The organism is Citricoccus parietis (genome assembly GCF_042433045.1).
Classification (GTDB): Bacteria; Actinomycetota; Actinomycetes; order Actinomycetales; family Micrococcaceae; genus Citricoccus; species Citricoccus parietis.
This window is the reverse complement of sequence record NZ_JBHLWH010000009.1, coordinates 52,333-66,710: the sequence shown is the minus strand read 5'-3', so window position 1 is coordinate 66,710 and position 14,378 is coordinate 52,333. Positions and strand designations below refer to the sequence as shown.

Genomic DNA, 14,378 nt, shown 5'->3' with positions numbered 1-14,378 from the left:
CCTAATTAATCTACGGAATCATGCCGTATTGTGCAACGACGTGATGCGACGAGGTGGTGCGATCAGCGCCCCGGCTGCCGGCCCGCATGGCCCGTTGCCGCACCGGCCGTTCAATCACCGCCCGTTCAATCACTGCCCGTTCAGCGTCAGGGCGGCCACCAGCAGGGCCAGATGGCTCAGGGCCTGCGGCATGTTGCCCAGGAACGAGTCGTCCGCCGGGTCGATCATCTCGGTGTACAGGCCGACGTCGTTGGCCAGGGCCAGCATCGCGTCCATCTGCTCCCGGGCCTCGGCCCGCCGGCCGACCAGGGCGAGGGCCGCCGCGCACCAGAAGCCGCACGCCGTGAAGGTCCCCTCCTCCGCGTCCATCCCGCTGTACCGGAACAGCAGCGGCCCACGGCCCAGTTCCTCGCGCAGGGCATCGATGGTGGAGGACATCCGCGGGCCGGTGTCGAACCCGCTGATCGTGTGCAGCAGCACGGAGGCGTCCAGTTCCTCGCTCCCGCGGTACATGACGTAGGCGCCGCGCTCCTCGGACCAGCCGTGCTCGTCGATCCACGCCCGGATCCGGTCCCGCTCGTCCCGCCACCGGTCGTCCGTGCCCGGCAGGTGCCCGCCGTCGGCCAGGGTGATGGCCCGGTCCAGGGCCACCCAGCAGCCCATCTTCGAGCTGGTGTAGTGCCGGTGCTCGGGCAGTTCCCACATCCCGGCATCCGGCCGGATCCAGAGGTCGCACACGGCGTCCGCCAGTCCGGACAGCATCCGGGCCGTCTCGGCGTCCAGCACGTTGCCGCCGCCCACGTACAGGGTCGCCATGTCGAAGATGTCCCCGTAGACGCCGAGCTGCAACTGGTCGGCGGCGTCATTGCCGGCCACCACGGGGCCGATGCCGCGCCAGCCGGGCACCTCCAGTTCCGTGGTGTCCGCCTCCGGGACATGCCCGTTGAGCCGGTTCAGCACGTGCAGCCGGGGCTGCTGCTGCCGCGCCAGCCGCAGCAGCCAGGACACGGCGGCGTGCACGTCCTCCTGCTCGTCCAGCCGCAGGAGCGCGTGCAGCGAGTAGGTGGCGTCACGGATCCAGGCGAAGCGGTAGTCGTAGTTCTTGGTGCCCTCCCGGTTCTCCGGCAGGGAGGTGGTGGCCGCCGCCGCGATGGATCCGGACGGGCTGTGGCCGAGCAGCTTCAGCACCAGTGCGCTGCGGCGCACCTCGTCCTCGTAGGGACCGTCGTACTCCAGCAGGGCGGTCCAGCGCCGCCATAGGTCCACGCTCAGGTCCACGTTGCGCCGGATCGCGTGCGGCTGCGGCAGGCGCAGCGGCTCCGCCGCGGTCCCGACGACGGCCAGCAGGTGTTCGGTCCCCTCACCCGAGGTGAACCGGCCGGAGAGGGTCTGCGGGCCGGCGTCGTGCGCTCCGATGTCCGCGCCGCGCACGGCGAGGGAGACCTCACCGACGCGGATGACCGGGCCCTGGTCCGTCTGCTGCACCCACGGGGATGCGGTGTTCAGCATGGTCCCCGGGACCACGCGCCACCGCATCGGCACCTGGCCGTCGAGGCCCTCCACGCAGCGCGCGAGTTCCGTCCAGGGAAGGGCGCCGGTGGAGCCCATGTTCACGGAATCGGTGACCCGCACGGTGCCCACCGGGGTGCTGTACGTGGTGCGCAGGACATTCGTCCCAGACACGTACTCGCGGTGGACCCCGAGATCGGCAGCCACCTCCACGCCCGCGGCGCTCAGGGCCTCCTCGTCCGGACCCAACTCGATGCAGCCGCCGTGGTCCGCGTCCAGCAGCCGGGCGAACACCGGGGCGGAGTCCAGGTCCGGCACGGGGAACCAGTCCACAGAACCGTCATGTGCCACCAGGGCCACGGTCCGGCCGTTGCCGATCGCGGCATAGGAGCGCAGGTCCACGTAGCCGTCGCGTCTCTCATCCAGTGTCACGCGCCCGCTCACAGCCTCCCCGCTCACAGCCTCCCCGCTCACAGCCTCCCCGCTCACAGCCTCCCCGTTCACAGCATCGGCGATCCGCCCGTGACGGCCACCCGCGCCCCGGAGACGTAGCTGCCGTCGTCGCTGGCCAGCATCACGTAGACCGGGGCGAGCTCGGCCGGCTGGCCCGTGCGGCCGAGCGGCACCTGCTGGCCGAAGTCCTCCACCTGGTCCTCCGGCAGGGTGGACGGGATCAGCGGGGTCCAGATCGGTCCGGGGGCCACCGAGTTCACGCGGATCCCCTTCGGGCCGAGCAGCTGCGCCAGGGACGCGGAGAAGTTGGCGATGGCCGATTTCGTCGCGGCGTAGGGCGCGAGGGTCGGGCTGGGGGAGTCCGCGTTCACCGAGGAGGTGCCGATGATGGAGGCACCGGGCTTCAGGTGCGGCAGGGCGGCCTTGGCCAGGTAGAAGTAGTGGCCGATGTTGAGCCGGAACGTGTGGTCGAACTCCTCGTCCGAGATGTCCTCGAGGTTCTCGTGGGACATCTGATAGGCGGCGTTGGCCACCAGCACGTCCAGCCGGCCGAACTCGTCGACGGCCCGTTGCACCACGGCGCGGCAGTGGGCCGGATCCGAGAGGTCGCCGGGGACCAGCACGGCTCGGCGTCCGGCCTCCTCGACGTACCGCGCGGTGTCCTGCGCGTCCTCGTCCTCATTGAGGTAGGCGATCAGGACGTCCGCGCCCTCGCGGGCGAAGGCGATGGCCACGGCCCGGCCGATCCCGCTGTCCCCGCCGGTGATGATGGCGGCCCGGCCCTCCAGCTTGCCGGAACCCCGGTAGGTGGTCTCGCCGCAGTCCGGCACAGGCGTCATCTGGGACTGCACGCCCGGCGGCTGCTGTTGCTGGGCGGGGATGTGCTCCGGGAAGCGGTCGGTGTTCGTCTCGGGTGCTGGAGTCATGCTCGTCTCCTGTCGTCGATCACGTGCCGCCCACTGTAGCGAGCAGCCCGGACGTGAACCACCGGTGGCGGTCACGGCCGTATTTCCGACGTACTATCGTCACCGCCGAGCGGTGGTGGTCCGAGGGGTGGGGGAACGGGTATCGACTGACGAGACGGGGGAGTGTGAGGAGGCCGATGTAGCCGTGGAGGCCGGGGAGTCAGAGGCTTGGCGCAGCGATCCCGGCCATCGCCCCAGGGCCGCGGGCGCCTCCAGCAGCCAGGTGCCCCGGGCAGCCCGGCCCAACAGCATCCCCAGACCGATCGCGGCGAGGGCCACGGCCACCACCGTCCACGCCGCCCACGGTGCCGCGAGCAGGGGGGACCCGGTCAGGTAGAGCAGGCAGGTCAGGGCCACCACGATCGTGGTGTGGGAGAGGTACACCTCCAGCGTGTGCCGGCCCAGGAACGCCAGCGCGCGGGCCGCCGGGCGAATCCGCTGCAGGGACACCGCGAGGGCGATCCCGCCGACCACGCCGCAGACCTGGCACAGGAACACGACGCCCGGCTGGTCCCGTTGGTCCTCGAGCAGCCCGAGCCCGGCGAAGGCCACGAGCCAGCCGACCGCGACGGCGGCCCACACGGTCTGAGGGACCCGGGCGACGCCGTCGCGCACCCGGGAGCTGCCGCGCGCGGCGGCGATGAAGAAGAGGAAATAGGCTGGCGCCTGAAACAGACCGGTGCCCACCAGGTGCCGCAGTTCGCCGCCCTCCAGCCCGGTGGCACCCGGCCACACCAGGCCGGACCACACCACGGACAGCGCCGCGGCCGAGCCGATCACCCACCCCGTGGGGACTCGCTGCAGCAGACGACCGGCGAGGAAGAACAGCACCAGAGCCCACAGGAACCACAGTTCGGCGTTGGCCCGCAGGGGTGACCACGCCCAGGTCTCCAGCTGCGTCCCCAGGTCCGTGTGCACCATGCCCGGCAGCAGGTGTCCGCCGATGATCCGGTAGGCGATCACGGGGATCTGCCACAGCAGGAACACCCAGACCAGCAGCGAGGCCTTGGTGCGGAGGAAGTCGCCCCAGCCCGCGGCCAGCCACTTCGCGGCGAACAACCCGGACATGGCGAAGAACAGCGGCATGCGCAGGTCCTCGAACGCGGTGTTCAGGGCGCTGAACGCGGGGATCCGGTCCATGTCCGCCTGGCGCAGCCACAGGCTGGTGTGCAGCAGGACCACCAGCAGGATCGAGATCCCCTTGGCGGTGTCCACCCACGGGGCGCGGGGGCGGGAGGGCGGACGCACACCGGGGTGTGCGTGAGGCCGGGGCAGGGACATGAGGACTTTTCGGCTGGGGATGACAAGCTGGGCATAGCAACAGCTGCCGGACGGGCAACAGTCCACGGTACCCCGGGCCAAGTCCTTTTAGCCTGCTGAGGCTCCGTCAGCCGGCAGCAACGTGGTGCCGGCCCACCGGGACCACCAGGGGACCGCCGGACACCGGGTCGTCGATGATCCGGCTCCGCAGCCCGAACACGTCCTGCACGCACTGCTCGGTGAGGACCTCGGAGGCCGGCCCGGCCGCGTAGACCCTGCCACCTTCCAGCGCCACGAGCCGGTCGGAGTAGCGGGCGGCGAGGTTGAGGTCGTGCAGCACCATGACGATGGTGGTGCCGCGGTCCCGGTTGAGGTCTGCGAGCAGGTCCAGCACCTCGATCTGGTGGCTGACGTCGAGGAAGGTGGTGGGCTCGTCGAGCAGCAGCAGGTCCGTCTGCTGCGCCAGCACCATGGCGATCCACACCCGCTGGCGTTGGCCGCCGGAGAGCTCGTCCACCGGACGGTCGGCCAGGTCCGCGGTGGCGGTGGCGTCGAGGGCGTGGGCCACGGCGGCGTCGTCAGCGGCACTCCAGGCCCGGAACATCCGCTGGTGCGGGTGCCGGCCGCGGCCCACCAGGTCCGCCACGGTGATCCCGTCCGGGGAGACCGGGGACTGGGGCAGCAGGCCGAGCACCCGGGCGAGTTCCTTCGAGGGCATCGAGTGGACCGAGCGGCCGTCCAGCAGCACCTGGCCGCCGGCGGGGGAGAGCAGCCGGGACAGGGTCCGCAGCAGCGTGGACTTGCCGGAGGCGTTGGCCCCCACGATCGAGGTCACGGTGCCCGGCTCGATCTCCAGGTCGAGGCCGGAGAGCACGTGCCGCTCGCCGTAGCCGACGACCAACCCCTCGGCCCGCAACTCGTGCCGCCCGGCCTGGGTTGGTGCGGTGGCCGGCGTGGCCGTGAGGTTCAGCTGGGACGTCATGAGGTGGCTCCGGAGCGGTGTTGGCGGACGATCAGGTACAGCAGGAAGGGCGCGCCGAGCACGCCGGTCACCACGCCCACGGGGTAGCGGGTGCCGATGGCGAACTGGCCCACCAGGTCGGCCACGAGCACCAGCAGGGCCCCCACCAGGGCGGATGGCACCAGCAGGGAGCCGTTCGGGCCGAGCAGCCGGGCCGCGATGGGACCGGACAGGAAGGCGACGAACGCGATCGGGCCGCAGGCCGCCGTCGCGAAGGCCACGAGACCCACGGCGGCGATCACCGCCACCAACCGCGTGCGGTTGACCCGGACGCCGAGCCCTGCCGCGGTGTCATCGCCCAGGGTGAGGGACTCCAGGTTCGCGGACTGGCCCAGCAGTACGGGGGCGAGGACCAGCAGGGCCATCAGCGTGGGCAGCACCTGCTCCCAGCCCACCCCGTTGAGCGAGCCCGTCAGCCACCGCAGCGCCTCCTGCAGGTCCCAGGATCCGGCGCGGGAGAGCAGGTAGTTGGTGAGGGCGGTGAGGATCGCCGCGATCCCGATGCCCACGAGGATCAGCCGGGTGCCGGCCACCCCGCCCTTCGAGGAGAGCAGGTAGATCAGCAGGGCCACGCCCAGGCCGGCCACGATGGCGAAGGCGGAGCGGGCCGGGCCGTCGATGCCGAGCACGATGATCGCGAACGCCGCCGCGGCCGAGGCACCCGAGGAGATGCCGATGATGTCCGGGCTGGCGAGCGGGTTGCGCAGCATGGTCTGGAACGTCACGCCGCCCAGCCCGAAGCAGGCGCCGGCCACCACGGCGAGCACCGCGCGCGGCAGCCGCAGCGTGCCCACGGTGAACGTGGCCCCGTCCACGTCCTGCCCGAACACCACCCCGAGCACCTCGGCGGGCCCGTAGAAGGTCCGCCCGACCATCAGGGACGCGGCGAAGACCACCACCACGAGCACGGTCAGGATGCCGATCACCAGCGCACGACGCCGGCGCCGCCCCAGCCGCGCGCCCGACACCTTCGCGTGGGTACCGGCGGGGGCGCCCGCGGGTGAGCCGGTGGATTCGGTGTGGGTGAGGGTCGCGGTCACAGTTCGCGGACCTTCCGCTGGCGGACGATGTGGATGAAGAACGGGGCGCCGATCAGGGCGGTGAGGATGCCGACGTCGATCTCGGAGGGACGGGCGATGATGCGGCCGAGCACGTCCGAGGCGAGCAGCAGGCCCGCGCCGGCAACGGCGGAGTAGGGCAGGAGCCAGCGGTGGTCCGGCCCGGCGAGCAGGCGGCAGGCGTGCGGGACCACGAGGCCGACGAAGCCGATGGGCCCGGCCACGGCGGTGGCGGCGCCGGCCAGCAGCACGGAGGACAGGGCGGCCAGCCCGCGCGCGAGCATGACGCGTTCGCCCAACCCGGCGGCGAGGTCGTCTCCCAGGGCCAGCGAGTTCAGGCTGCGGGCGCTCACCAGCGCCAGCAGCAGTCCGACTCCCAGGAAGGGGGCCACGAGGGCGATCGCATCCCAGGCCGCGCCGCCGACCCCGCCGATCTGCCAGGACCGGATGTTCGCGGAGATGTCCCCGCGGGGCAGGGCCACAGCGGTGATGAAGGAGGTCGCCACCGCGGTCAGGGCCGCCCCGGCGAGCGCCAGTTTGAGTGGGGAGGCCCCGCTGCGGCCCGCCGAGGCGATGGCGTAGACCAGCACGGCGGTCACGGCGGCGCCGAGGATGGCCATCCAGATCATCTGGTGGGCGGCGAACATCCCGAACCACGCCATGCCGACCACCACGGCCAGCGAGGCGCCCATGTTGATGCCGAGGATGCCCGGATCGGCCAGCGGGTTGCGGGTCACGCCCTGCATCACGGCGCCGGCCACGCCCAGCGCGGCGCCCACGGCCAGGGCCAGCACGGTGCGCGGGATGCGCTTCACGACGGCGGCCTGGTCCAGTCCTGCGATCGGCTCGCCGAGCGAGCCCAGCGCCTCGACGATCGCGGGAACGCCCACGGTGCGGGAGCCGATGGCGACGGAGGCCGCGCAGAGCAGGACCAGCACCACGAGCCCGGCCCCGAGCCAGGCCAGGCGGTGCCGCTGCCCCCTGCGCAGGGCAGGGGGCAGTCCGGCGGGTGCGGAGGTGGCGGTGAGGGTCACTCGGACAGCGTCACTCGGACGCGGCGGCGGCCTCGGCCAGCAGGTCCGCGTAGTCCTCGAGGACGTAGGGCAGGGCCAGCGGCGTCGGGTTGGCGGCGGTGCCGAGCGGGCCGGTGCCGTCCATGGCCACGATGGCCCCGTTCTCGACGGCCGGCATCTGGGACAGCAGCGGGTCCGCCTCAAGGGTGTCCACCAGGGACTGGTCGCCGTAGGTCACGATCACCTCGACGTCGTCGAACTGGTCCACCTGCTCGGCGGAGACGGTTCCGGAGAATTGGTCTGTCTCATCGGTGACCTGCTGGACGGACTTGGCCACGGTCATGCCGAGGTCCTCGAAGAACATGGTCCGCGTGTCATGACCGGTGTAGAAGTTCACCGTGGACAGGTCGGCGGTGTCCACGTGGGTGAGGAACATGGCTGAGGTGCCCTCGAGCTCGGGGTGCTCGGCGGCGGTCTCGGCGATCTGGCCCTCGAGGTCCTCGATCAGCGCGTCCCCCTCGGCCTCCATGCCCATGCCCTGCGAGTTCAGGCGGATCATGTCCCGCCAGTCGGTGCCCCAGGCGGTCTCCGGGAAGGCGACGACGGGGGCGATCTCGGACAGGGTGTCATAGTCCTGCTGCGTCAGGCCCGAGTAGGCAGCCAGGATGACGTCCGGGTCGGTGTCCGCGACGGCCTCGAAGTCGATGCTGTCCGTCTCGTCGAAGAGGACCGGGGTCTCGGCGCCGAGCTCGGCGAGCTCGTCCTCGACCCAGGGCAGCACGCCGTTGCCGTCATCGTCACCGAAGTTGGCGGCGGCCATGCCGACCGGGACCACGCCGAGGGCCAGCGGCACCTCGTGGTTGGCCCAGTTCACGGTGGCCACCCGCTCGGGCTTCGACTCGATGGTGGTGGTGCCGAAGGCGTGCTCCACCTCGATCGGGAACTGCTGGCCGGAGTCGGCGGCCGCGGACGAACCGGAAGAACCGGAGGAGCCGGCCGAGGCCGAGGAGTCCGCAGCGGGGTCCGCTGTTCCGGATCCGCAGGCGGACAGGGCGAGGACGAGGCCGACGGCGGCGACCGAGGCGGCGAAGGGGCGGGCTGCGACGGGACGGGAGGTGCGCACGATGATGACTCCACTCTGATGACACGGGATGAGACTGGCTGAGGCTGGCTGAAGCTGAGACGGTGGCGCCGCAGTCGGGCCACTGTCAGGTAAGGCTTGCCTAAATAATGTAGACAGACATGCGCTAATGAGCAATCGCGACAAACTGCAGGGTTCTGTCGCAGTTCGGACAGTACGGCAGGTCGAGTCGTCTCTCGGGATCAGTTTCGGAGCGAGCTCGGCGTGGTGCCCGTCAGCTTGCGGAACGCCGCTCCGAAGGCACTGGGGCTGCGGTAGCCCATGGCCTCGGCGATGTCCTCGAGCGGTTCGCCGTCCGCCAGCAGGGTGGTGGCCCGCTGGACCCGCACCGAGCCGACCCAGCGGGCGAAGCCCAAGCCGGTCTCCGCCCGGAACGCCCGCGTGATGGTGCGCTCACTGACCTTGAGCTGCCGCGACCAGTCACGGAGGGTCCGGGCGTCGGAAGGGTCGGACAGTACTGCGGCCACGATCGGCTGCAGGAGTCCGGCGGTGGGCTCGTGGACGAGGAACTGGTGCGGGGCCGGGGCCAGGACGTCCAGCACCATGGTCTCGGTCAGCCGGCGTGAGTGCTCGTTCAGACTCTCGTCGCCGAGCCGCAGCAGCAGTTCCCGCAGCAGCCCGGTGACGCGGAGGGAGACCGGTTCGGTGGGCAGGGGCCGGGCGGACTCCGCAGCCATCTCGAGGGAGAAGTACGTGGCCCGGTACACGGTGCCCGCCCGCGCCGCGGCGGAGTGCACGGTCCCGGCCGGCAGCCAGAGTCCGATCGTCGGGGTGACCGTCCAGGTCCGCGGGCCGGCGCGCAGGGTGGAGGGGCCGGCGTCGTTCCAGAGCAGTTCATGCACCGTGTGCGAGTGGTCCGGCCAGTGGGTGGCGGTGTCCAGGGACTCGGCGATGCCCACGCTGGTGAAATCCACCGGCACGGAGCCGGCCGGCTGCAACGGCATCCGCCGGTAGGGGCCGGTGGGTGCGCCGGATGCCTGGGTACTGGACACGTCGACGAGCCTACGCCGGGCCACCCACTGGCCGAGCCGTCAGAGCACCTTGGAGAGGAACTCCTGCAGTCGCGGCTGCTGGGGGTGGTCGAAGATCTCGGACGGGGTGCCGGCCTCCACGATCGTCCCGCCGTCCATGAACAGCACCCGGTCGGCGACCTCGCGGGCGAAGCCCATCTCGTGCGTCACGAGCACCATGGTCATGCCCTCGTCCGCCAGGTCGCGGATGACCTGCAGCACCTCGCCCACCATCTCGGGGTCCAGGGCGGAGGTGGCCTCGTCGAAGAGCATGATCTTCGGGCTCATCGCCAGCGCGCGCGCAATCGCCACGCGCTGCTTCTGGCCACCGGACAACGACGCCGGCCGGGCCCCGGCCTTGTCCGCCAGGCCCACACGGTTCAGCAGTTCCTCGGCACGCTGGCGCGCGGCGGCCTTGGACAGGTTCCCGAGCTCGACGGGGGCCAGCATGATGTTCTCCGCCACGGTCATGTGCGGGAACAGGTTGAACTGCTGGAAGACCATGCCGATGTGCCGGCGGACCTGGTTGATGTCCACCTTCGGGTCCGTGAGGTCGTAGTCGCCGACCTGCACGGTGCCGCTCGTCGCCTCCTCGAGCCGGTTCAGGCAACGCAGGAAGGTGGACTTGCCGGAGCCGGAGGGCCCGATCACGCACACCACCTGGCGCTCGCGGATCTGGCCGGTGATGCCGGTGAGGACGTGGTTGTCCCCGAAGGACTTGTGCAGGTCCTGCACGTCCACCATGACGCGCTCGCCGATGGTGCGGCCGCCGTTCGTTGCCGGTGTCTCGGGTGCCGGTGTGCTCATTTGTTGACCTTCCTATCCACGAAGTTGGCCAGCTGGGTCAGCAGGGTGATGGCCACGAAGTAGATGATGCCGACGATCAGCAACACCTCGGTGACGCGGAAGTTCGCCGCGTAGATCTGCTGCGCCTGGTAGAGCAGTTCGCCGAAGCCGATGGCCAGCAGCAGGGAGGAGTCCTTGAGCATGATGACCAGCTGGTTGATCAGCGAGGGCGTCATGATCTTGAAGGCCTGCGGCAGCACCACACGCTGCATGGACTTGCCGTAGCCCAGGCCCAGGGAGCGGGAGGCCTCCATCTGCCCGGAGTCCACGGACTGCACGGCGCCGCGGACGATCTCGGCGATGTAGGCGGCGCCGTTCAGGGTCAGGGTCAGCACGCCGGCCACCCAGATGTCCACCTCGGTGCCGATCAGCTGCGGCAGGCCGAAGTAGAAGAAGAAGGCCCAGACGAGGATCGGGGTGCCGCGGAAGACGCTGACGAACACGGTGGCGATCCCGCGCAGCACGGGGTTGGTGGAGACCTTGAGGAAGCCGAACATCAGGCCCAGGGCCATGGCCAGGGCGAAGGAGATGCCGGTGACCAGCAGGGTGTTGCCGAGGCCGACCATCAGGGCGGGGAACGTGGTGGTGATCAGTCCCCAGAAGGAGGAGGCGTCCGGGCCGGACTGCGCGTCCTCGGCCAGATAGGTGTCCAGGATCTCCTGGTACTCGCCGGTCTCCTTCAGCTCGGCCAGGCCGGTGTTGAACATCTGCAGCAGCTCGGCGTTCTGGTCCTTGTTCACGGCGAAGCCGTAGTCGCCCACCGGCACCGGATCGGTGACGGTCTTCAGCCCGGAGCCCTGCGTGATGCCGTAGGCCAGCACGGGGTAGTCGTCCATCAGGGCGGTGGCGGAGCCGGCCTTGACCGACTCGACCATGGTGGTGGTCTGGTCCAGGGCGGTGATCTCGAAGCCGTACTCGTCCTGGACGGACTTGGCATACTCCTCGGACTGCGAGCCGGTCTTCACGGCCACGGTCTCGCCCTCGAGGTCCTCCCAGCCCTGCACCTCCTCGTTGGTGCCGTTGACGGCCAGCTGCAGTTCGGCGGTGAAGTAGGGGTCCGAGAAGTCGTAGATCTCCTGGCGTTCCTCCGTGATGCCCATGCCGGCGATCACGCCGTCCACCTGGTCGGAGGAGAGGGCCTGCAGGGCGGCGTTGAAGCCGAGGGAGCGGAACTCCACCTCGAAGCCCTGGTCCTCGGCGATGGCCTTGACCAGGTCGATGTCGATGCCGACGAGCTCGCCGCCGTCCCGGAACTCGAACGGCGCGAAGGTGGTGTCCGTGCCGATGACGTACGTCTCGCCGGTCCCACCGGCCTCGGTCCCACCGGCCTCGGCCCCGGCGGCGGTGACGGCCGTTGTGGCTGAGCCGTCCGTCCCGGATGCGGTGGCTGATGCTGTGGCTGCGGGGGCAAGGCCGAGCAACAGCACCCCCAACGTGGCGAACGCCGCGAGGATGGTCCTCACGGCGGTTCTGAAGCGGGTCTCTCTCACGAGGATGTCCCTTCGAATGGTGGAGTAGTGACTGTTGGGTAGCTTACTCGTGCCGTGACGGTCCTCACGGTCACAGGCGGTAGCACCGGGACAGTCCTGCGTTAGCTGTGCCATCCTTGGATCCCCGACCACCGCACCTGTCCGCATCGAGGCCCCGCACCCATGGCCCTGCTGTCCCTGCCCGATCCCGATACCCTGCCCCACCCTGCCCTGCTGCGCTTTCTGGCTTCGCCCGACGCCGGCGAGCGGCTCCTCGTGGTGCGCGCCCCGGCAGGGACCGAGGCTCAGAGGTTCGCCCACGGCTGGGCGGGTGGTCCGGACCGGGTCCTGACGTGGCCCGTCCGGAACGGCCAGGCGGTGGACGCGGAGGCGATCATCAGCCGCGTGGGCGCACTTCTGGAGGATCCCGACGCCGGCCGGGTCGCCGTCGTCGCCGATCAAGGGGCGCCCGTGGGGCGCCTCGCCGCCGCCGTCCCGGCACGCCTCGCCGGCCCGCGGGACCTGCACCTGACGGAGCACGAGATCCTCACGCTCGCTGCGCACCTCACGGCGGGCCCCGCACCTGACCCGGCACCGGACCCCCAACGGCGCCACACATCAGGTCGGGCCACGGGCACCCCGAGCTCCCCTGGGCACCCCGGACGGCCACCCCTGCCGCTGACCCCGCGCCGGATCCACCTGAAGACCGGCGGCTGGTTCCTGCCGGCCGCCATCCTCATCGCCGACCCGGTGGGAGTGCAGACGGCCCGGCAGTCCCTGTTCTCCGCCATGATGCGGTGGCTGCACCCTCGGGATGCGGACGGCAGCATCTCCCAGGCCGGGTACCTGCCGCGGTTCACGGAGGAGGTCGTCGACGCCTTCCGCCCTCAGGGCTTCCGGGCGATGCCGAGCGCGCGGGACCTGGAGTCGCTGGGCCTGCTGGTCCGGGACGGTATCGGTGGCTGGTTCATGCCGTGGCTGGTCCGGGACTGCCTTCGGGACGCGATGCAGGAGGGCCACCCCCATCGTGTGGCCGAGTTGAACCGAGCCGCGGACGAGGCGCTCGCGGCAACGGGCCAGGTCGAGACCGTCGTCCAGCGAACTGTGGATGCGCGGGACTGGAACCGACTGGAGGGCCTGCTGCTGGAGCATTGGGCCGACCTCTTCGTGTGGAATGAGCCGGCCCTCGCCTCAGCGGTCCACAGCCTTCCGCGTGCCCGGGTGGGAGGGGAGGACGTCACCGGATTCATGCCAGGCCTCCTGAGTGTCGCCGACCCGGACACCGTGCCGTTCACGTTGCCCGCCCATCGGCCTGACTATGACCGGGATGAGGCGTTGCAACGCCTGCGCGCCGGGACCACACGCCTGTATCGCACACCGGGCCGGCGGGCGCTGACCCTCGGCACCATCGAGGTCGCCTACCTGCGCCGGGTGGGGCTGTTCATGGAGTCGGCCGAGGCCGCCCTGCGGCTGGACGTGGCCTTGTCTGCCGCCCTCGCCACTGCGCACGTGCGCCCGGTGATGGCCGGCTTCGTGGGACTGCAGACCGGGATCTCCCTGCATCTGGCGGACCGGCTGGCGGAGGCGAAGACGGCCTACGAGAAGGCCTTTCACTGGGCATTGCGGGGGTCTGCCGAGCCCCTCATCGCCGAGGTGGCAGGCAAGCTTGCCCTCTTGTCCATCCAGCAGGGGAACACGGACCGGGCCCGCTTCTGGGTCGCCAAAGTCGATGAACCGCTGGCCAAGGTGCGGTGGGCGCGGAACGTCGCCGCTTTCGCGGCTGACGTGGCCCATGCACATCTGGACCTGACCGACCTGGACATCGTGTCAGCCCATGCCGTGCTGGACCGGTTGCCACCAGACCTGGACACGGACGAGTTCTGGGCCAGCCATGCAGCCCTGTTGGTGCGTACCGCGATCCTTGAGGGCCGCGGTGCGGAGGCCGCTCGGTGGGTTCTCGGTTGGCGCCAGGAACGGCCTGCCGCGGTCCAATCGCCGCTGGCCAAGCGACTTCTCAGCGAGGCGTTCCACGCGGCGCGGATCAGTACCGGAGACCTGACCGTGGTCCCTGGCTGGGACCGTAGCCAAGCACTGGCGGACCTGGAGGCCCTGCGGAGCCTGTTGGCTGGTGACCCGGATGCCGCCCTGAGGGCCCTGCGCATGCCTGAGCGGACCGGCCAGCGGCACCGGAACCTGTCCGCCCTCATCGGGGTGTTGGCCCGGACCCGGTGCACCCCCGCCACGGTGCCGGAGACAGTCGTTCGCCAATTGGTGTCCATCCACCACTATGGCGGTGAGCTGGCGGACCTCTCCGCCTTCCACACGCTGGGGTGGACGCCCGTCTTCCGGCGCGCGGGCCTGGTGGACGACGCCGGCCTGGCCCGGCTCCAGAAGCTGACCAGTCCGACGATGGCGGAAAGGGAGGCGCCGGTGCTGACCCCGCGGGAACGCGAGGTGCTCCAGTCCCTGCGGGCGGGCCTGTCCCGGCGGGATATCGCCGAGTCCACCTACCGCTCCGAGAACACCATCAAAGGCCAGATCCGCAGCCTGTACGCCAAGCTCGGCGCCTCCAGTGCGGCGGAGGCCGTGGAACGGGCGCGCCACTTCGGTCTCTGACGGTTGTCCCCACCGGG

General features: G+C 70.8%; 11 protein-coding genes. 1 reads left to right on the top strand and 10 read right to left on the bottom strand.

All coding sequences use genetic code 11. The features are described from left to right. Nucleotides 1-129: 129 nt before the first annotated feature. From ACFFIO_RS02675 to ACFFIO_RS02630, 10 genes are all read right to left on the bottom strand, one after another. Entirely contained in the window at nucleotides 130-1,941 is a 1,812-nt protein-coding gene (locus ACFFIO_RS02675; RefSeq protein ID WP_378040074.1) for a glycoside hydrolase family 15 protein, read from the bottom strand. Between the two features lie 68 nt (nucleotides 1,942-2,009). Continuing rightward, nucleotides 2,010-2,888, bottom strand: coding sequence for an SDR family oxidoreductase (locus ACFFIO_RS02670; protein WP_378040073.1), 879 nt, complete (start codon nucleotides 2,886-2,888; stop codon nucleotides 2,010-2,012). 99 nt (nucleotides 2,889-2,987) lie between these two features. Next, the gene (locus tag ACFFIO_RS02665; RefSeq protein ID WP_378040072.1) at nucleotides 2,988-4,175 is read right to left on the bottom strand and encodes an acyltransferase family protein; all 1,188 of its coding nucleotides are present in this window, start codon (nucleotides 4,173-4,175) and stop codon (nucleotides 2,988-2,990) included. 139 nt (nucleotides 4,176-4,314) lie between these two features. Beyond that, nucleotides 4,315-5,169: an ABC transporter ATP-binding protein gene (locus ACFFIO_RS02660; protein WP_378040071.1), complete on the bottom strand. Its 855-nt coding sequence runs from the start codon at nucleotides 5,167-5,169 to the stop codon at nucleotides 4,315-4,317. Beyond that, nucleotides 5,166-6,248 (bottom strand): FecCD family ABC transporter permease, encoded by a 1,083-nt coding sequence (locus ACFFIO_RS02655; RefSeq protein WP_378040070.1) that lies wholly within the window; start codon nucleotides 6,246-6,248, stop codon nucleotides 5,166-5,168. The genes ACFFIO_RS02660 and ACFFIO_RS02655 overlap by 4 nt, the downstream gene beginning before the upstream one ends. Next, nucleotides 6,245-7,300 (bottom strand): FecCD family ABC transporter permease, encoded by a 1,056-nt coding sequence (locus ACFFIO_RS02650; protein ID WP_378040069.1) that lies wholly within the window; start codon nucleotides 7,298-7,300, stop codon nucleotides 6,245-6,247. Before ACFFIO_RS02650 ends, ACFFIO_RS02655 begins: the two co-directional genes overlap by 4 nt. Nucleotides 7,301-7,310: 10 nt before the next feature. Beyond that, complete coding sequence (locus ACFFIO_RS02645; protein ID WP_378040068.1) at nucleotides 7,311-8,402, bottom strand: iron-siderophore ABC transporter substrate-binding protein; 1,092 nt, start codon at nucleotides 8,400-8,402, stop codon at nucleotides 7,311-7,313. Between the two features lie 200 nt (nucleotides 8,403-8,602). Further along, nucleotides 8,603-9,412, bottom strand: a complete 810-nt coding sequence (locus ACFFIO_RS02640; protein ID WP_378040067.1) for an AraC family transcriptional regulator — start codon at nucleotides 9,410-9,412, stop codon at nucleotides 8,603-8,605. A gap of 39 nt (nucleotides 9,413-9,451) precedes the next feature. After that, the gene (locus ACFFIO_RS02635; protein ID WP_378040066.1) at nucleotides 9,452-10,237 is read right to left on the bottom strand and encodes an amino acid ABC transporter ATP-binding protein; all 786 of its coding nucleotides are present in this window, start codon (nucleotides 10,235-10,237) and stop codon (nucleotides 9,452-9,454) included. Then, nucleotides 10,234-11,766: an amino acid ABC transporter substrate-binding protein/permease gene (locus tag ACFFIO_RS02630; RefSeq protein WP_378040065.1), complete on the bottom strand. Its 1,533-nt coding sequence runs from the start codon at nucleotides 11,764-11,766 to the stop codon at nucleotides 10,234-10,236. Before ACFFIO_RS02630 ends, ACFFIO_RS02635 begins: the two co-directional genes overlap by 4 nt. Nucleotides 11,767-11,928: 162 nt before the next feature. Between ACFFIO_RS02630 and ACFFIO_RS02625 the strand changes: the two genes are divergently transcribed. Next, nucleotides 11,929-14,361, top strand: a complete 2,433-nt coding sequence (locus tag ACFFIO_RS02625) for a helix-turn-helix transcriptional regulator (protein ID WP_378040064.1) — start codon at nucleotides 11,929-11,931, stop codon at nucleotides 14,359-14,361. Nucleotides 14,362-14,378 lie beyond the last annotated feature (17 nt).